Consider the following 20,044-nt stretch of genomic DNA (forward strand, 5'->3'; position numbering starts at 1 on the left):
ATTTTTTAATTTCAACTTTGTCTTAGATCAATGACCTTTAAAAACCAATTAACTTAATTGCTTATACCTTTGATTATATGTTCAAAAAAATTTACCGAAGATTTTATATCCTTTACGATAAACAAATAGATGCAAGTGGCCTGGCAATTTTTAGAGTTTCGTTTTCCTGTGTTTTATTGTTTGAGATATTACAAATGTTTTATTTCAGGCATCTTATCTTTGATAAGATACCATACTTGGTCCGGGGTGAAATTGAAATGTGGCCATTGTTCTTGTTTTGGATCCTTTCAGTATTATTCATTATTTTTGGCTTGTTTACCAGAATTGCCACTATCGTCAATTATATACTGACAACAGGGATTTTTGGTGCAACCTCTTCTTACGAATACCATATGTTCTATTCCTATCAGATCATAAGTTTTTTATTTATGTTCTTACCGATCTCTCGAGTTTTTTCAATTGATCGTCTATTACTTAAATTAAAATATTCTAATACGAATGTTCTCTATAACCCTTCACGAACCGTTTCTGTTTTAGCTTATTACCTTATCATACTGTTTGGTATTGGATTCGTTTATTTTGATTCCGTGTTTTTTAAACTAGCTTCACCTCTTTGGATGAAAGGTTTGGGATTATGGTTGCCTTCTTCGCTACCACAAACCGTTTTTTTTAATATTTCTCCTTTGCTGAATCTTAAATATGTGGTTATTGGTCTTGGTTATATCACATTGCTATTTGAAGCGATTTTTATATTTGTATTCTGGAGAAAAAAATGGAGAGTTCCAATAATGTTGACTGGAATCGGCTTGCATTTCGGAATATTAGTTTGTTACCCGATTCCCTTTTTTGCGTTGGGTATGTCTTGCATTTATTTATTATTGGTTCCAGTAAGATATTGGCATAAACTTTTTTACTCTTATCAGAGTCCCAAAAGGATGCTCAAGTTTTTTTATGATGCAGAGTGCCCTATTTGTAACCGGACGAAGATAATATTGAATCATTTGGATTTTAGGAATCGTATCGATTTTCTTTCTGTACAAGAACATGCTGCAAAAGAGCCTGCTTTTGAGAATTTCTCGGCTGAAATACTTTTAAATGATGTCCATTCCGTAAGTCAAAATGGCAAGGTTCGCACTGGTCTTGATACTTACATTCTTGCTTTCAATGCAATTTGGTATTTGAAACCCTTGTCATGGTTCCTGCGCCTGGCCGGAGTTTATCATATCGGAAAATATATTTATAACTATGTTGCCATCAATAGGGCGACCGAGCGTTGCAGTCAGGAGGGTTGCGGTTACGTACCACAAGTATTGCCCAAAGTTGATGCTGAGAGAAAAATATTTGTAAATGTCACTTTAAAGGATTTTAAAGTGAAGGCACTGTTTACAGGAATTATAATGTTGATCTTCCTGCAATTGATCGTTACTTACAACTCTCCTTTGCTTGTAGATCTTCGAGATCGGCTAAGAATAAACAACGTTAAGCTGATTAAGGTATCTGAACGTTTAGCTGAACAGATAGCAGATATCTCTAGATTTTTATTGGGAATTACGCATCATGGTTTATTTGTAGATGCGCATTTTAATGGGTATAATCAGGTGATAGCCGTAGTGTATAAATTACCTTCCGGCCAAGAGCAATGGTTACCAATTTTTAATCCGGATGGTACGCCGGGAAAATATCTACTTGGTCCCCTTTGGGCAAAATGGAGCTTTAGAGTAAACGGGCCATTAATCAACCAGAAAGAATTATATGATGGGATCAGAGATTTTACTGCATTCTGGGCATATAAACACCATATCAGTTTGAATGATGCCGTATTTGAAATCAGAATCAAGCAAAACGCAAATCCTAAGAAGTGGGAGTATGATTTTTTAAATAAGCAATTGCAAAACCCCTGGTTAGTTGTTGGCACAGCTGTTTGGAGAAATAATGAATTTTCTCCAAATATAAAAGATATCGAAAAATATAATGGGATTCAATGATTGAAAAAGAGGCATTAATAGTAGGAATTAATAGTTTTTTAGGTAGAGCCATTTACGAATTAATCAAGGAACAATATTCAATCACAGGAGTGTACCATTCAAATACTGAGAATATTCCTGCCGATATCGAGATAATCCAGGTTGATGATATAAAAAAATTAAAAAATCGCTCTTTTAAACATATTTATTTGATTAGCTCAAGCGTTCCTGATGGAGTGGAAGATGATCAAAAGCTATTTTTAGCCAATATTATTTTACCACACACGATTAGTACTTTATTTCCTGAATCACGTATATTATTTTGTTCGAGCGTATCTGTTTATGAAAATCTTGCTGCAAATACAATTATTTCCAACGCTGACATGCCTTCTCCAAGGTCCAAATACGCACTTAGTAAGTTGTGGGGAGAACGAACAATTGAAAACCATGCTTCTTTTGCTATAATTAGGATTTCGTCAATGTATGGAGTTGGTATGAAAACTACTACATTTGTGCCCAAGATAATTGAAAATGTGATTGAAACTAAAAAAATTAATTTACTTGGAGAAGGTCGAAGAATGCAAAACTACATACATGTAGAAGACGTTGCTCGTATTGCAGTAGGGTTGGCGCAGACTTCAGAAAATATTATGCTTTTGGCCGTGGCGAATCAATCTTATTCTAATAAGGAGATTGCTGAAATGATCCTAAACATCACTCCTGGTCAACTTAGTTTTGCGGGAAAGGATGATTCTAAATCACATATCTACGATAATACGGATACACATACAATATTAAAGGATATCAATTTTAAAGATATCAAAGCGGGTTTAGAAGAACTAGTGGCATGGATCAAAAAAAAGTGTTAGTAACAGGGATAGGCGGAAACGTTGGTCAAGGGATAATCAGGAACATCAGAACTACAAACTTTCCAATTGAAGTAATTGGATGTAATGTGTTAGCGTTTTCAGCGGGTAATCATCTTTGCGACAGGTTCTATCAAACGCCGTATGCTTATGATAAGGATTATATTCCAACCATTATCGATATTGTAAAAAGAGAAAAAATAGACTTAATCATTCCATCGACCGATTACGAAGTTTATTTTCTGGCTAAATTAAAAACACAAATCCCTTGCGCTATAGCTGCCTCTGACTGGGAAACTACCGGGATTTATCTGGACAAATACCAAACATTTCTGCATCATACGAAGTACGACATTCCTTTTGCACCAGCTTTTTTGCCCAGCGAGTATAATGGTGGGTTTAAGGAGTTTATAGTGAAACCGAGAGAAGGACGCGGTTCAAGGGGATTACATATAAATCCTGTGTCCTTAGACGGATTTTCTGATGAATATATGGTTCAGCAACTATATAAAGGAAGGGAGATTACTACTGCGTTTTATGTAAATCAAAACAACGACCTGCATGGTTTTATTACTTTACAGCGAGAATTGGAAAATGGCGCAACAAATGAATGTCGTGTAGATCGTAGCTATGATCAAGAGCTTGAAAGAATTCTGAAGAATATGATTAATCATGCCAGGATCAGGGGCAGCGCGAATTTACAATCTATAGTTACTGAAGGGGGCGATATCGTTCCTTTCGAGGTAAACTGCCGTATTTCCGGCACGAATTCAATCCGGGCGAATTTTGGATTTGAGGATGTTAAATATACTCTTGAGGATTTTCTTTATCACATACCCTTGTCTAGGCCCCAAGTGAAAAACGGTATTGCGATAAGAATTATGATGGATGTTATTTATCCTGATCAGACGGACAAGTCGAAGCTGTCTGATAACTCTGTTTTAAGTTATATTTATTGAAGTAAATGCAAAAAAAAAAATATGAAGTTTTATTATTGGATGCCGCCAATACTATAATTTATAAACCTGATCTGATACCATCTTTTTTAAGTGTTTTAAAAAAAAACGGTTTTGACGCGGATGAAATTCAATTAAGAAAAAATCACAAACTACTATCAGAGGTTATTCATTTTCCCGATGTGACTTCAAAAGAGTTTTACTGCATGTTCAACAATGAGGTAATGTTGTCAATGGGCATAGTTTCTTCAAAGCAACTATTGGACGATATTTTTGCTAACTGCTCTTATCTGCCATGGCGACCATTTCAAGACACCCATGTTTTAAAGACTTTATCTATAAAAAAGGCAATTCTTTCCAATTTCAATGCTTCTATAAATATAAAAATAAATAATATTTTTGGAGACCATCTGTTTGATAGTATTATCGGCTCAGAAAAAGAAGGTATAGGTAAACCAAACATTGAATTCTATAAACGAGCTTTGGACGTTTTAAATGTTGACCCTGAAAAAATTTTATACGTCGGGGATTCGATTAAACTGGATGTTGTTCCTGCACGATCTATAGGCATTGAAACATATCTGATCGATAGAGACAGAAATTTTCTGCAGTTTAATAAGAGAATTGATTCGCTTGCCGACTTAATTGAGATAATTAAATAACATGAAAAAATTAGCCATAATTGGTTCTGGAGACCTCGGCCAGCAAATTGCTTATTATGCTGTCCAAGATAGACAGTTCAAAATCGAAGGTTTTTTTGATGATTTAAAAAATACCGATAACCTCGTAAATCAGATTCCAGTTTTGGGAGGCATCAAAGATATTTTTTCTGTTTTTGAACAGGGAAGATTTGATGAATTATTAATAGGTATTGGCTATAAGCATATGGCATTGCGAAGCGATCTGTATACGCGATTTCAAAATATAATACCTTTTGCCCGGCTCATCCATTCTAGTTGTTCTATTGATCAGTCATCTATTATTAAGGAAGGAGTAGTTATATATCCAGGTTGTATTATTGACCATCATGTTACAATAGAGCCTAATGTGTTAATAAATATCGGATGTTGTATTGCCCATGATACGCAAATTGGTATGAATTCATTCCTTTCGCCCCGAGTGGCTGTTGCGGGATTTGTTAGCATTGGGCCTAATTGTATTTTAGGAATCAACGCGACGATCATCGATAATATCAGGATAGCAAAACAAACCCAAATTGGAGGGGGCGCAGTAGTTATTAAACACATAGAAGCCAGTGGTTTGTATGTAGGAAATCCTGTTAAATTTATTAGATGATACGAGGACATAATTTTAGAAAAACGGTATATTTTAATGGGTTAACTGAATTAAGAGCGGTTGCGGCAATTGCCGTTGTGGTCTATCATATCGAATTATATAAATTCGGCCAGCACGAACCAACACTATTTACCGTTCCTTTCCTCGGTCAATTTATGGATGGATTAGGTCCTAACGCCGTTTTTTTGTTTTTTGTTTTATCGGGTTTCTTGATTACCTATTTGTTATTAGAAGAAAAGGCAAATACAGGTACGATAGGAATAAGAAAATTCTATGTGAGAAGAATTCTTCGAATATGGCCGCTATATTATATAATAATAGGAATTTCTTTTTTTATCGTACCATTGACATATAATCATTCATTTTGGATACATGAAATCAATTATCAGGAACGTATTGGAAAATTGAATTATGGAGGAAATTTAGTTTTATGTTTGTTTTTTCTTTCTAATCTGGCTATGCTAATTTACAAACCTATCGTTGGTGCTGCCCATTCCTGGTCAGTAAGTGCGGAAGAGCAATTCTATTTTTTTTGGCCAGCGATCGTGATGGCTTTCGATCGATATATTTTGGCGGCCTTGCTTTCAATTGCGATCTTGAAACCATTATTGCTAATATTATTAATCCACTTATTTAAATCTTCTTCGCCGGGGCTTATGGTATTTATTACATTTTTGGATGGTATGAAATTTGAATACATGGCTATAGGAGGCATATTAGCTTATATTTTTCAGAATAAAAAAGATATTGCCGATAAGTTCTTCCGATCAACGCGGCTTTTTGGGGCTGCCATCATTATTCTTTCTATATCTTTGTTTTTTTATAGGTTTACTTATATAAATGCTTTATTATTTGCACTGATAATTGGATTTGTTATCCATTCAGATTGGAATAGTCCAATTTTAAAGAAGCTGGGTGAAGTGTCATATGGTATTTATATGTATCACCCAATTATGATGTACATATCCTTCGCTGCAGCTCACAACCTGTTGAAAAAGCCTAATTCGCTGTGGGCTTTAATTCTAGAATATTTATTGGTTTTTATTTTAACCTACCTGGTCAGCCTCGTTTCATATCGGTGGATTGAATCCTATTTTCTGAAATTAAAATCAAAGTTTTCCGTTATTCATTCCCAATCGACTTTAAACAGTCTTTGAAATTGATATTATAATATGATACCATTTAATAAACCATTCCTTACTGGAAACGAAACCGATTATATTCGATTAGCTGTCGAATCAGGAAAGATTTCCGGTGATGGGGACTATACAAAAAAATGTCACCTTTTTTTTGAGCAGAAATTTGGATTTAAAAAAGCATTGCTAACAACGTCTTGCACGGATGCCTTGGAAATGGCTGCTATCCTCATCGATATCGAGCCAGGTGATGAAGTTATAGTACCTTCTTATACTTTTGTAAGTACCGTTAATGCTTTTGTTTTACGGGGAGCTAAAATCATATTTGCGGATAGCGAGCAAACAAACCCTAATCTCGATGCTACAAAGATCGAAGCATTAATAACTTCCAAAACCAAGGCAATTGTGCCAGTGCACTATGCCGGAGTCGCGTGTGATATGGATAAAATAATGGAGATCGCGGAAAAATATGACCTCTTTGTAATTGAAGACGCAGCGCAGGCTATTGACAGTTATTATAAAGGAAGACCGTTAGGAGGTATTGGACACATGGCTGCTTTTTCCTTTCATGAAACGAAAAATATTATTTCCGGAGAAGGCGGCATGCTGGTCATCAATGATGATAGATTTGTTAACCGGGCAGAAATCATTCGGGAGAAAGGCACTAACAGGTCTGCCTTCTTCAGGGGTGATGTTGACAAATATGGATGGGTGGATATTGGTTCTTCTTTTTTGCCGTCTGAGATCATTGCGGCATTTTTATATGCTCAGATTGAGAACCTTGATGATATTCAGGTAAAACGGAAACATATATGGAACCATTATTATCAGGGTTTGGTTGAGCAAGCGAATTCCGGCTCTTTCGGCTTACCGGTTATTCCCAAATATGCCTTCAACAATGCACATATGTTTTACCTGGTTTGTAATACACTGCAGCAAAGGACTGATCTCATTCAGCATTTAAGAAATGATGGTATATATGCGGTATTTCATTACCTGAGTTTGCATAAAAGTAGTTATTATGCGGCTAAGCATGGTACGAGGGATTTACCACAAACTGATAATTTTGCAAACCTGCTTTTGAGATTGCCATTTTATTATGAATTAACAGATGACCAGCTTAACCAGGTAATTCAGTCAGTTAACTCTTTTTATAAATGATCAAATCTGCGATTAATAAGTTGCAATCATATTTAAGTCAGGGACACGAAAGGACAATACAGGCTAAACTGAATATAATTGGGACATTTTTTCTCAAAGGATTAAGTATTTTACTTAGTCTGTTGATTGTCCCGATGACCATTAACTATATATCACCATATCAGTATGGTATATGGATTACGCTTTCATCCATAGTCGGTTGGCTTAGCTTTTTTGATATTGGTTTTGGAAACGGCCTGAGAAACAAATTTGTAGAAGCCATAACCAAAGGCGAAAAAGAATTAGCCAGAATTTATGTAAGCACAACTTATGCCATCTTAACGATAATAATAATAATAATATATATAATTACTGCTGTTGCGACCTGTTTTATTGATTGGAGTAAATTTCTAAACGCGCCCAGTACAATGGCACCCGAGTTAACGAGTGTGGTTTTAATTGTATTGACGACTTTTGCCTTGCAATTTATTTTAAGTTTAATCAGTACTATATTAAATGCGCTGCAAAAACCCGTGATGTCCTCTTTATATAGCACCCTAAGCCAGGTACTGGTATTAATTGGGATATTATTTTTGATTAAAACCACCAAAGGTTCCTTGCTTTATTTAAGTTTAATAATCGGGGGCGCAAATATATTTGTTTTAATTGTGGGCTCGATTTGGTTCTACACGCATGAACTCAAAGAGTATACGCCGAATTGGTATTTTGTAAAATTTAGATATGCAAAGGATTTGATGGGTTTGGGTATTAAGTTTTTTTTCATACAGATTATTGCATTGGTGTATTACGAAACAAATAATATCATTATTACAAAGGTATTAAATCCTATAAACGTAACGGTGTATAACATCTCTTTTAAGTATATGTCTGTAATTGGTATGTTTTTTACCATTATCATTACACCATTTTGGAGCGCCTTCTCAGAAGCAAAAATATTGGACGATTATGGTTGGATGAAAAGTGTAGTAGCAAAGTTAAGATTGGTATTTTATTTGCTATCGGCGGGGACAGTTTTAATGGTAATGGTTTCACCTTATGCCTATAAGCTTTGGCTAGGTAATTCGGTAACTATTCCGTTCTTATTAACGCTGTTAATGGGCTTCTGGCAGATTTTCAATATTTGGAATTCTTTGCATTCGACTTTAATTTACGGTTTGGGTAAAATTAAATTACAATTAATCGGATCTTTGTCGGTTGGAATAATAAATTTACCTATTACCATTTTTTTTTGTTATAAATGGCAGTTAAACGGGGTCATCATTGCTCAGGTCCTGATGTCGGCTTCAATATCCTGGGTGGGAGCTTTGCAGCTAAAAAAGTTATTAGATAAATCAGCTCATGGGATTTGGAACAGATAAGAAGTTAAATATTTTATTAATTTCCAGCGGAACACCAACAGATCATTCACCTAAAATGGCGTTGGATATGGTCAAATCGTTGGAATTGGGTGGGCACCAGGTTGACCTGTTATTAAAGTATCCGGTAAACGACGGTCCGGTAAATGTCTTGTCCGTTTACTCCGAGTCTGATTTGTATAAACTAAGAATATACAACTCCATAAATAACAGGATTTCGCGATTCAAGGGTATTTTTGAGCCGGAGAAAATCAAGCCAGTAGCGAAATATCATTTTATTGATCGTAATGAAGATACGCCGCCTGTAAAGTCATCACTGATTCTAAAAAAGATTCACGTAAAATACGATCTTGTATTGGTTTTTTTCTGGCAAGGGATGCTTACCTCTAGGTCAATTTTGGACATTTACAACAAACTGAAAGTCCCTATATTTTTAATTTCGGCAGATATGTTCCCAATGACTGGTGGCTGCAGTTATTTTTGGGATTGCCGTAATTTTGAAAATTCATGTGGTACATGCCCCGCTATCGGCTCTGAATTTGAAAACGATATCACCAAAAAGATTTTTTCCTACAAAAAGGATGTTTTCAATAATATTAATTGTGTTTTTTTAGGAAACAGTTGGATGATTAATCATGCTATAAAAAGTAAATTGTTTAAAAATGTTGATACCATTTTTCCAGTGATAAATGAGAACATATTTAAGCCACAGAATAAGCAAGTTCTTAAGCAACAATTTAAGTTGAAAGATAAGATCGTTTTATTTGCAGGTGCCGTCAATGTAAATGAAGAAAGGAAGGGTTTCAAATATCTGGTAGAATCCTTGCAATTGTTGTCAGAGAAAGTTAGTGCATCGGTAAGGAAGGATATCGTTTTGGTTATTGCGGGAGATTCGAGTATAGATTTGCAAGCTTATTTTAGTTTTGAGACATTAAAAACCGGCCAACTTTCATACGATATCCTTGCACTATATTATGCAATGGCTGATATTTATTTAAGTCCTACCATTCAGGATGCAGGACCGATGATGGTAAATCAGGCTTTAATGTGCGGCACACCCGTTGTCGCTTTTAATATTGGTACGGCATGCGATCTGGTCAATGACGATACAGGATATCTTGCTAAATACAAAGATGCCAGCGACTTTTGTCATGGGATTTTGAGACTATTGGAGTTAAAGAATGAGGAAAAAAAGACCTTGTCCGAAAAGTGTTGTGAAACTTCACTAAATAAATCATCTTATAAAGCTTTTGAGAATAAAATTTTGGAAGTTTACGTTAATTTGCTTGATAAGCAAATCAATCATTAATGGATTTCCATTATGGCTAAAACTTCGTTTCGCATTATTATGATAAAAACGCTATATAGCATTTATAACCAAGTTAGTCAATGGATATATATTCGCTGGAGTCACTATGCTACGGTATTTTATTTTCATATAAACAATGTTATTCGGGGCAATTTTACATCGATCGGCGTGCCGTTGCTGGAAATTCATCAGGATGGAAAATGCGAATTTGGTGGGGGGGTGGTTATGGTTAATAATGCTAAATTTGCAACACTCGGAAAAAGCAACAGATGTAAGTTTGTGGTATCATCCGGTGCAAAGCTTTTAATTGGTAATAAAGTTGCTATGAGCAATACAACGATAGTCGCCACATTATCAGTGACTTTAGGGGATAATATTTTACTTGGAGGGGGAGTGACAATTGTCGATACAGATTTTCACTCTTTAAATCCTGCTCATTGGCATACGATGGCTGATTATGATTATATGCAAAAATCTCCAGTGGTAATTAAAGATAATGTTTTTATCGGAATGAATGCAGTTATTTTAAAAGGGGTTACTATCGGCTCAAATGTCATTATCGGAGCTGGCTCGGTAATTTCAAAGGATATCCCGGATAATCAGGTGTGGGCAGGTAATCCAGCTCGGTTTATCAAAAATTGCATCATTCGCAACTGAACAAACATGGACGTAGTTGTTATTTTTAATGGTTTAGGAAACCAGATGTCTCAATATGCATTTTATTTGCAAAAAAAAAGTGTTAATAAGTCAACCTACCTCATTGATTTTTGTAGCAGCCAGAATCACAATGGCATGGAACTGCATCGTGTATTTGATATTGATCTTAAGGTAACTTTATTCCAAAGGTTTCTGATGGTATTGTTTAAAATACTAATAGTTGAAAAATATAAAATAATTGTTAAGCCCTTGAGGTCTCTACTTAGGTTTTTTAATTGTAATGTAATTTATGAGAACTTTAATTATAGCTTTAATAGCTCCTATTTATTGCCATCCAAAGGAATTACATTTTATTATGGGGGATGGCATTCTGAAAAATATTTTTTATCAGTTAAGGATAAAATTGTCAAGGAGTTCGAATTTCTTAAACCCATTGACCCTGAGAATGTTGATTATATTCACAGCATAAGCAAACATAATAGTATAGGTATCCATATTAGACGGGGAGATTATCTGGATGCGGATAATTTTAACCTTTTTGGAGATGTTTGTAACAAGGCATACTTTGAAGCGGCTATTGATTTGATTGAAAACAAATTGAATAATCCTCATTTTTTTGTCTTTTCTAATGACATGTCCTGGGTGAAAGCTAACCTTTTCATGAACAAGGTGACTTATATTACTTGTAATAATGGTAAGAATTCATGGAAAGATATGTATTTAATGTCCCTGTGTAAGCATAACATTATTTCGAATAGCACATTTAGCTGGTGGGGAGCGTGGCTCAATAAGAACGTAGATAAGCTCGTTATATCTCCAAAGAGATATTTAAAGAAAGACAAATTTACCGACTTCTATCCTGAATCATGGACTAAATTAGCTGATTATTGAATAAGCGTTCATCTATGACCCAAACCGATTGTAAATAGAATCAACACCTCGTTGGGACGAGGCGTTGTTATGGTGTCCCATGTACACATTTGAATAGCCTCCTGTATTTTGCGGATGATTTACAAAAGAGATGCTTTCACTAAACGCATTGAAATGGGTGTTGAAGCAAAGCCATAAATATAATTAAATATGAAAGATGTAATATTTACCATTTGCGCCAAGAACTATTTGGCACAGGCACTCGCACTGAAGACTTCTTTAAAGCAAACCAACCCCGACAGAGATTTTTATATATTTATCGCTGATAGCCAGGGCGGCATCGAAGATATAGAGGTTGTCTTTCCGCATGAATCCTGGATCCCTGAATGGCGTAACATGGCTTTTAAATATAATGTGATCGAATATTCTACGAGTATTAAGCCATTTTGTATAAAATACCTATTTCAAAATTATCAAAAGATAGTCTTTATAGATCCAGATACTTATGCTACGGATAGTTTTGACCAAATATTTGATGCCTTGGATACAAAAGATATAATGATCACACCGCATTATAGCGAAATGCAGGAGGACTACACCGGAGCGGTACCAGAAGAGGAAATTCTATTTGTGGGTATTTACAATTTAGGTTTCCTGGCCATAAAAAATTCAGATATTGGTAAGAAGATCGTGGCCTGGTGGATGAACCGACTAGAGGATAAGTGTTATGCTGATAAGTATGACGCCCTGCATGTTGACCAAAAATGGTTTGATTTTATCCCTGCATTTTTCCCAGATAATGTATTAATTTCTCATCACTTTGGAATAAACACTGCTATCTGGAATTTGCATGAACGGGAGTTGATCGCAAGAGAAGATAAATATTTTGTTATTAACAAAGTAACTCGAAATGAATTTCCGTTGTTGTTTTTCCATTTTTCGGGTTTTAACCCTAAAAACCCTACAATAATCAATAGAAGGCACCCGGATTATAATGTGGAATCGTTCCCAACATTTAAATTGTTGTTTAAAGCGTACACAGACAGTGTTTTGGATAATGATTTCGAAAGGTTTACTCACATCCCTTACGGGTTTAATACTTTCCTTGATGGAGAAAAAATTACACCGCTTCATAGGCGTTTATTTCGAGAGATCGGACAAAGTATTAAATGTAAGAATCCATTTGATACGAAAGACGCAATGTATCTGATATTAAAAGAAAATAAATTTTTAACCGGTATAAAGATCATAGATTCAACTTTTTCAAACCCCAATATTATACGTACCAGAGACAGGGAAATCAAAATGGGGATATCTTTTCTAAAGTTTATTAAAAGAATCCTTGGGATCAAATACTATTACTACATGCTTGTGTTCTTTGGCGAGTATCATAGGTTGGAAAGACAGACTTTGTTACTAAAGGAAGAAAGCGTAAACAAGTATCGTTGATAAATAAGGTCATGGATAGTTTGAAAATTGATAAAAGTGTCGTCATATGCGCGTTAGCAAGAGATTGCGCTAATGCATTAACTGGAAATATAGCCAGAATAGAAGAATTAAGAACATCATTTAGGACCTCAGAAGTAGTTGTTATTGAGAACGACAGTCAAGACAATACAAAGGAGTTATTATTTGATTGGAAACGGGAGGGATCCCGGATAAATATCCTATCAAAGGACGATTTTTACCGCAGTCCGGAAGGAAAAGATAAATCCGATGTTATACCAGGCACCAGCATGGATCGAATCTCCAGAATGTCCATTTGTAGAAATAACTACCTTAATTGGATTAAAAATAACCGTAAAACCTTTGATTATGTGTTGATGATTGATATTGATGTAGAAGACTTTTCAATTAAGGGAATTCTGGAATCAATCAAGGCGGCTCCCAGTGATTGGGGAGGACTGTTCGCCAATGGTTACACTGATTCAAAAGTAGCCGGATTCAAATTTTATAAAATTTTTCATGATGTATATGCTTTTTTAGACAAAATGCCTTCCTCAAAACCTTATTTGACTTTTGCCCAGATGTTTAGAAATAGTAAGTTAATCAATAAAAAACTAAAGGAAAATGCATATGTTCCTGTCGTTTCTGGTTTTGGTGGATTAGGAATTTACAAATTCGAGGCTATTATGAATCTGCAATATAAATCCGTAAACAACGAAGACATTTTAATGGAAGCCGTTTGTGAGCATATTCCATTTAATATTTCTGTTATCAATAGGGGTTATCAAAATTATATTTGTGAGAAGATGAAAGTGTATTATGGTGAAAGCAAAAATTTAATGGTACTAAGAAATCTGTTGCCTTTGCCTATTTTTAAATTTCTAGCTTTTATGATTACTTTTAAAAAGTTAAAGGCATAAAAATTCCGTTGAACCGATAGAATTGGCCATATTCTTCTAGTCTGTTTTTCTAATGATTTACATTGTCATCTTTTTTTTTCTTGCTTTTACTTCCCTGTTGGATTTGGTTGTAACTTCTAAGGTTATCCGCTATGGTTTTCTTTTGTGCACTTTTATAATTCTTGCGATTGTAGCGGGTATGCGTTGGGAAGTAGGACCGGATTGGGAGTCCTATCATTCATTCTTTGTTGATTATGAGCAATATAGGGACGGCGTTTATATAAACATGCTCGAACCGGGCTATACCTTTTTGAATGGGCTTATTAAAGCTATAGGAGGTAACTATACCACCTTTCTTTTTTTTATTGCGATCTTAACAATTGGTTTGAAATATTCAATCTTTACCAGACACCCGAGAATTACATTTGTAGTTATATTTTTTTATTACTGTTATTACTTAGCTGATGTCGCATCAACAAGGCAGTTTACCTCTTTATCTATCACTTTGTTGTCCTCGATTTTCATCATTAAACGACGGCCGGTTTTATTTGTTTTATGTGTGATCTTAGCAACTAGCATACACATCTCCTCAATTGCTTTTTTAGCTGCTTACTGGATTTATCATAAAAATTTCTCTAAAAGAACGTTGGCTATAGTTCTATGCGGAACTTTTGTACTTGGCTTTCTAAATGTGTCCGGTTTGATGCTGGGGAAAGTGATCGGTTTGTTAGGTTCCTCTTCAATCTACGCCGAGAAATTATTAAAATATAGCGAATCTGGCGTTGACTCCACTGTAGGAAACCCCTACATCAGCTTCTTGCTGGGAGCGCTTAAACGAGCTGTTATTATTCCCTTTCTTTTTTATTATCGCGAGAGAATAGATTCTAAAGATCATGACATCTATAGAGGTTATCTTAACTTATTAATAATGGGAAATGCAATATACTTTCTGTTTATCATAAGCTTCCCGGAAGTTACGAGACTCTCAGTGAGTTACTTGTACTTCGAAATTTTTCTTTTAGGTTTCGCACTAATTTCCATTAAAGATCGAAATCTAAAAATGGTAGTCTTTTTGCTAATGATTCTATTCGGTGGCTTTCGATTATATAGCTTTATGGCTCCATATATGAATTTGTACATACCTTATAAGACATTTATTAACTAACCTTATGGTATACTTTTGTGAAATTAATAAAACTGGTTTAGAGCATGTAATGATTAATAACTGTTTATTGAACATGGTGTCGAAAACTTATCCGACGGATGAATTGAATGTATGGATTGATAAAACACATTTTGATCACTATCAAAATGTGTCGTTAAATTTAAAAGTCAATTATAAAAAGGTAATCCAGCCGGAGAAATCAAACAAGATAAAATGGGTGCTAAAATTACTTTCGGAAATGGCAATGATAAGCCAAGTTGTATATTCTGCAAATAAAAATAATGCAAAGGCCGTTTTTTTTTCTTCTCTTTCTCCTGTAGGAAATCTCTACCTTTCACTGATTATTCCTCTTGCAAATAATAGCATCAAATTTGTAATAGCATTACATGGTGAGTTGGAACTATCAAAATCGAATAATTGGCATAAACGAATTGAAAATATTTATGGGAAAGCTTTGAGAAGCTCTTTCAACAAGCCTATTAAGAACAGGAAATTCCTGATTTTAAGTAGGATCATTTATAATAATATTTTAAAGCTCAGTTTATTAAAACCTTTTCAAATGATGTTCATTGAACATCCGTACATTTTTACCGACATCGCGTTGGAACAGCTTGGTTTGGGAAATACAAGCCCAATAATTTTTGGACATTTGGGTGTCGCCAAATTTGCTAAACAATCACAATTGTTTTTTAAACTTGCAGAAGCAATGAAAGAATATGTAATAAACGGCGTGGTGCATTTTGTTGTTGTCGGACCCATATTTGAGGAGATTAAGCCCTATGTAAATGAATTTGTGTCTTATAATGAAACTGCTGACTTTATTTCCAGGGATGACTATAAGGTCAAAGCATCGAGCCTGAATTATTCTGTTTTTTTCTATGACGAAGAATCTTATGAATTAACAAGTAGTGGAGCGCTAATGGATGCTATCGCATACGAAAAGCCAATTATCGGTCTTAGAATAAAATTGCTTGAGACACTATTTGATGTACATTCTTGTGCGCCTGGCTATATATTTACTGATGTTGAAAACTTGTTCAATTCAATGAAGCGTATTATCGAAGAGCATGATCTTAATTATGCGAATTTAGTAGACTGCATAAAATCAAAAAAGGCACTATTTAGTACCGATGCTCAGTTTCCATCCTTCAAACTCCAAATGGAAGAATTTTTTGTCTCCTAAAAATGGAACAGTTAGTAACAATTGCCATACCTGTTTTTAATGCGGAGAAAACCATAGCGTTAGCGATTAAATCCGTTTTAAAACAATCTTATAAAAATTGGGAATTAATTATTATAAATGATGGATCCAAGGACCGTTCTATTAAAATCATACATGAATTTTTAGACCATAGAATTAGAATAGTAGATGACAATATAAACAGGGGATTGATAAATCGATTAAATTCTATTCCCACAATGGCAAATGGTAAATATATTGCCAGAATGGATGCCGATGATATAATGCATCCTGAAAGAATCGCAAAGCAAGTTTATTATATGGAATCAAATCCAGATATTGATGTTGTTGATTGTGCTATTTATACCATAGATGATGTCAATCAAGTTAAAGGCATTAGGAATATGGAGGATTTACCCAAAACGAAAGATGCACTATTATTCCATTGTATGTTTACTCATCCGGCAATTTTAGGTAAAAAAGAATGGTTTATTAAATACCCATATGACTATAATTATTACCGAGCAGAAGATTACGAGCTGTGGTTAAGGGCCTATGATGATTCCAAATATGGCAGAGTAAAACTACCTTTACTTTTTTATAGGGAGGGAAATGTTAACATTTCCAATTATATAAATAGCATGAAAAGTGTTCGGAAAATAATCCGATGTTACGGTCCCGCTTTAGTGTCGCCTTTTGATAATAAAGTAGCCATTTTTAAATCTTATATCAAACAATTAACCTATCTGATTTTTGGCTTATTTAAGGCGCAGGGACTATTGGTATCTAGAAGGAACTCTAAGTTAAGTTTGGATGAGCAAAAACGTTCGGCCATTATAATTGTTGGTGTAATAAACTATAAATAATTCAATAAGAAACATGAAACAGGTTATCCATGCAATTAGGCTATTGCTAGCGTTAGTTCTTTTAGATAAGGATGTGTTCGCTTATCCGTCTAAAATACAGTCTGACGGCCAGATTGTTTCGGTCAAGACTTTTGGAGTTAAAGGTGACGGGCAGAGTGATGATGCCGAAGCGTTGGAAAAGGCGATGATCTACTGCATAAAGAATAATCGCATTTGCTTTATGCCCAAAACGAAAAACTTTTATAATATAGCCTCCACAATAAGAGTCTCTATAGAGCCGGGGCAGTCATTGCGTATCGTCTCCAATGGAGCAGTAATTAAACCGCTAATGCCCCCAATAAATAGCAGCGCCTATAATCTTACACTTTATAAGGAACACATATTTTTGTCTATCGGTAAACAAATAGATATTTTAAAGGAGGAAAGCTTTAATAAAAGTGAAAATACCAGCGTTAAAATCAAAGGCCTAGTTTTCGATGGAATTAATTTAAAAGAACATTTTGCGACTACAACATTTGATACTGATATATTTATCGGGCTTCAGATATTGGCGGAAAATGTAGAGGTAGATAAATGTCTTTTCAGAAACATTTATGGCTATGGAGTAAGAGTGCATAATGTTAAATACTCTACGATCACGAATTGCAAATTTGATAATGTAGGCGGCCGAGGAGCAACTTCCTTTGCTCAGAAGATCGATAGAGATGCTTTTGGTGATGGAATTTATCATGCTCTTGTTAAGTCTGGGGGAATTATAAAAATAAACAATTGTATTATTAGAGGGAAGAAAGCACAAAATAAAAGGAGCCGAGTTGCCATTACTTTTGAATACTCAACACAGCCTTATAAGATATTTCTTTCAAATCTCGAAATTTCCGGTTTTGCTAAGTGTATACATATTGAGGAGGTATCCCCAACAATTGTTCATGTGGATCATGTTAAAATGAGCGATTTTAATTTTGGTATAGCCAATGTTTTAAATGATAAATCGGCCATATATTTTAATAATACCCGTCTGTATACCGGTTTTTCGGACGGTAATGATGCTGGCGATGCGTTAGCCTTCTTGAATTATCAAAGTAAAGCGAAAATTTATGTTGACAGTTCTATTCTTGATTTCAATGGTAGGCAACAAGCATACCAAAGCGCTGTTGGGTTGGCAGAGGTTCAAAATTCAACTATTAATGGTCACAAGACCAATTTCTTTTTTGCGGGCGGAAATACTGTCTTTTCAAATTGCACCTTTGTCGACTTTGGTGGCACTGGAATATCATTTTTGGGTGATAGCCACGTTAATTATCAAATAATAAGAAGCGATGTAAGAAAAAGTTCATCTATTCATGCAAGAGGTCAGAAACTTAAACTAAGTATAAACAATGCTGGTATAAATTGAGAATGGCACTGAAAATGCCCATCCTGTTAGTTCTCATAAAAATGAATGGTTCAGTAAATGGTAAAATCGAAACGCGCCTAACCCGGGTCCAACATTTTAGATTTAAGCGAGGGAGATGCCGCGCTCACTGGTGAGGAAGAACTAAATAAAAAAAGAAAAGTTTGATGTGCAAATTGCATGGGAAGTTTCCTAGTCAAAGTTGTAGTTACGGTTTTCAAAACAGCGTTGTATCAATATCATTATTGCGTAGTATGCCTTACTAGCATAAATTACTAAAAGTTATATAAGAGTGAATATGTTTGGAAAGTTAAGTTGGATTCTCTTTAAAATTATCGGATTATGAGATTAGTATTAATAATCACCGACTATGGAAGCTTCAATAACTTTTTATCAGAGGTCGCCGTCGAACTCCTCAAACAAGGAAATGATGTGCATGTAATATGTTCGGGATTAAAAATCTATAACTATCAGGATAAATATCCATATGAAAGTATGGGAATAGTATTTCATTTCCTTAATTTTCCCCGTTCATTTAATCTGCTTAGTCAATTAACAGCTTCAAAGGCAATAGGTAAGAAAGTCTATGAGATTAACCCAGACTTAGTAAATGTTCATTTCACTACGGGAATATTTACTACTGTAATATGGAAAAAGTTGCCTTTTTTTACGATAGGCACAATTCATGGGCTTGGATATCCTGTTATCCAAGGTAGATTGATGCGAAAAATATTCAAATTTGTCGAGAAAATATGCTTTAAAAGGGTTGATCAAATTTATTTACTCAATAATCTTGACTTTAATTTGGTGAAAGCGTTACATCCAATGAAAGCCTTTAAATATAATTCTTATGGGGTGGGGTGCGATTTGGAAAAGTTCAATCCCGATAAGATCAACCCATCATTGAGGAGGGATTCAAGAAATAGTCTATCAATAAATGCTGATGATTTTGTTTTGGCATTTACCGGAAGGTTTGTAACTTTTAAAGGCTTTGACATATTGGTTAAAGCTATGATTTCAATTATTAAGGATGCTGGATTACAGGATATTCGGTTATTATTGATTGGAGGAGAGGACCCGGCACATAAAAGTGGGCTTAGCGATGAGGAAGAATATTTTTATAAAAACCACCCTCAAATAATTCCTATTGGTTTCACAGGAGAGGTGGAGCAATATTTAGCCATGACCGATTTATTTGTCTTTCCAAGTTTCAAAGAAGGGATGCCAGTTTGCATTATGGAAGCATTATCAATGGGGATACCAGTAATAACTTCTGATTCCAGGGGATGTAATGACCTGATAAGTGATCATTTTAATGGGTTATTGCTTAGTAACCCACCGTCTGTAGAAGAAACCCAAGCTGCAATCTTAAAGCTGTACTATGATCGTATTCTCCTGAAGAACCTTTCTTCAAATGCTTTAATAAACAGAAATCAACTAAGCCGCGATACTTATGCTCAAGAGCAAATCTCTATTTATAAAAAGATTTTAAGCATATCTACGCAAGTTATTTCTGATAGCGATTAAT

Annotated in this window: 18 protein-coding genes; all 18 read left to right on the forward strand. The window is 34.8% G+C overall.

The annotated features are described in order from the left end of the window. Positions 1–77 precede the first annotated feature (77 nt). A complete protein-coding gene (locus tag SNE25_RS09680) occupies positions 78–1,985 on the forward strand; it encodes a DCC1-like thiol-disulfide oxidoreductase family protein (protein WP_321564892.1) in 1,908 nt (635 codons plus the stop codon). Continuing rightward, the gene (locus tag SNE25_RS09685; protein WP_321564893.1) at positions 1,982–2,833 is read left to right on the forward strand and encodes an NAD-dependent epimerase/dehydratase family protein; all 852 of its coding nucleotides are present in this window, start codon (positions 1,982–1,984) and stop codon (positions 2,831–2,833) included. The genes SNE25_RS09680 and SNE25_RS09685 overlap by 4 nt, the downstream gene beginning before the upstream one ends. Continuing rightward, positions 2,812–3,789 carry an ATP-grasp domain-containing protein gene (locus tag SNE25_RS09690; RefSeq protein ID WP_321564894.1) on the forward strand — a complete coding sequence of 326 codons (978 nt, stop codon included), beginning with the start codon at positions 2,812–2,814 and terminating at the stop codon, positions 3,787–3,789. Before SNE25_RS09685 ends, SNE25_RS09690 begins: the two co-directional genes overlap by 22 nt. 5 nt (positions 3,790–3,794) lie before the next feature. Continuing rightward, on the forward strand, positions 3,795–4,448 hold the full coding sequence (locus SNE25_RS09695) for an HAD family hydrolase (RefSeq protein WP_321564895.1): 654 nt from the start codon (positions 3,795–3,797) through the stop codon (positions 4,446–4,448). A 1-nt stretch (position 4,449) separates the two neighbouring features. Then, on the forward strand, positions 4,450–5,082 hold the full coding sequence (locus tag SNE25_RS09700) for an acetyltransferase (RefSeq protein WP_321564896.1): 633 nt from the start codon (positions 4,450–4,452) through the stop codon (positions 5,080–5,082). Continuing rightward, positions 5,079–6,239, forward strand: coding sequence for an acyltransferase family protein (locus SNE25_RS09705; protein ID WP_321564897.1), 1,161 nt, complete (start codon positions 5,079–5,081; stop codon positions 6,237–6,239). Before SNE25_RS09700 ends, SNE25_RS09705 begins: the two co-directional genes overlap by 4 nt. Before the next feature lie 15 nt (positions 6,240–6,254). Continuing rightward, a complete protein-coding gene (gene rffA, locus SNE25_RS09710) occupies positions 6,255–7,379 on the forward strand; it encodes a dTDP-4-amino-4,6-dideoxygalactose transaminase (protein WP_321564898.1) in 1,125 nt (374 codons plus the stop codon). Beyond that, positions 7,376–8,737 (forward strand): lipopolysaccharide biosynthesis protein, encoded by a 1,362-nt coding sequence (locus SNE25_RS09715; protein ID WP_321564899.1) that lies wholly within the window; start codon positions 7,376–7,378, stop codon positions 8,735–8,737. The genes rffA and SNE25_RS09715 overlap by 4 nt, the downstream gene beginning before the upstream one ends. Beyond that, the gene (locus SNE25_RS09720; protein ID WP_321564900.1) at positions 8,718–10,043 is read left to right on the forward strand and encodes a glycosyltransferase; all 1,326 of its coding nucleotides are present in this window, start codon (positions 8,718–8,720) and stop codon (positions 10,041–10,043) included. Before SNE25_RS09715 ends, SNE25_RS09720 begins: the two co-directional genes overlap by 20 nt. Before the next feature lie 12 nt (positions 10,044–10,055). Then, positions 10,056–10,700, forward strand: coding sequence for an acyltransferase (locus SNE25_RS09725; protein WP_321564901.1), 645 nt, complete (start codon positions 10,056–10,058; stop codon positions 10,698–10,700). A 6-nt stretch (positions 10,701–10,706) separates the two neighbouring features. After that, positions 10,707–11,591 carry an alpha-1,2-fucosyltransferase gene (locus SNE25_RS09730; RefSeq protein ID WP_321564902.1) on the forward strand — a complete coding sequence of 295 codons (885 nt, stop codon included), beginning with the start codon at positions 10,707–10,709 and terminating at the stop codon, positions 11,589–11,591. A 189-nt stretch (positions 11,592–11,780) separates the two neighbouring features. Next, entirely contained in the window at positions 11,781–13,019 is a 1,239-nt protein-coding gene (locus tag SNE25_RS09735) for a hypothetical protein (protein ID WP_321564903.1), read from the forward strand. 11 nt (positions 13,020–13,030) lie between these two features. Continuing rightward, positions 13,031–13,936: a hypothetical protein gene (locus tag SNE25_RS09740; protein ID WP_321564904.1), complete on the forward strand. Its 906-nt coding sequence runs from the start codon at positions 13,031–13,033 to the stop codon at positions 13,934–13,936. Positions 13,937–13,988: 52 nt separating this feature from the next. Then, positions 13,989–15,080, forward strand: a complete 1,092-nt coding sequence (locus SNE25_RS09745) for an EpsG family protein (protein ID WP_321564905.1) — start codon at positions 13,989–13,991, stop codon at positions 15,078–15,080. A 73-nt stretch (positions 15,081–15,153) separates the two neighbouring features. Next, the gene (locus tag SNE25_RS09750) at positions 15,154–16,263 is read left to right on the forward strand and encodes a hypothetical protein (RefSeq protein WP_321564906.1); all 1,110 of its coding nucleotides are present in this window, start codon (positions 15,154–15,156) and stop codon (positions 16,261–16,263) included. Positions 16,264–16,265: 2 nt separating this feature from the next. Continuing rightward, positions 16,266–17,126 carry a glycosyltransferase gene (locus SNE25_RS09755; protein WP_321564907.1) on the forward strand — a complete coding sequence of 287 codons (861 nt, stop codon included), beginning with the start codon at positions 16,266–16,268 and terminating at the stop codon, positions 17,124–17,126. A gap of 13 nt (positions 17,127–17,139) precedes the next feature. Beyond that, positions 17,140–18,519: a hypothetical protein gene (locus SNE25_RS09760; RefSeq protein ID WP_321564908.1), complete on the forward strand. Its 1,380-nt coding sequence runs from the start codon at positions 17,140–17,142 to the stop codon at positions 18,517–18,519. A gap of 339 nt (positions 18,520–18,858) precedes the next feature. Next, positions 18,859–20,043: a glycosyltransferase gene (locus SNE25_RS09765; RefSeq protein WP_321564909.1), complete on the forward strand. Its 1,185-nt coding sequence runs from the start codon at positions 18,859–18,861 to the stop codon at positions 20,041–20,043. Position 20,044: the final 1 nt, after the last annotated feature.

Source organism: Mucilaginibacter sabulilitoris (assembly GCF_034262375.1).
GTDB classification, from domain to species: Bacteria; Bacteroidota; Bacteroidia; order Sphingobacteriales; family Sphingobacteriaceae; genus Mucilaginibacter; species Mucilaginibacter sabulilitoris.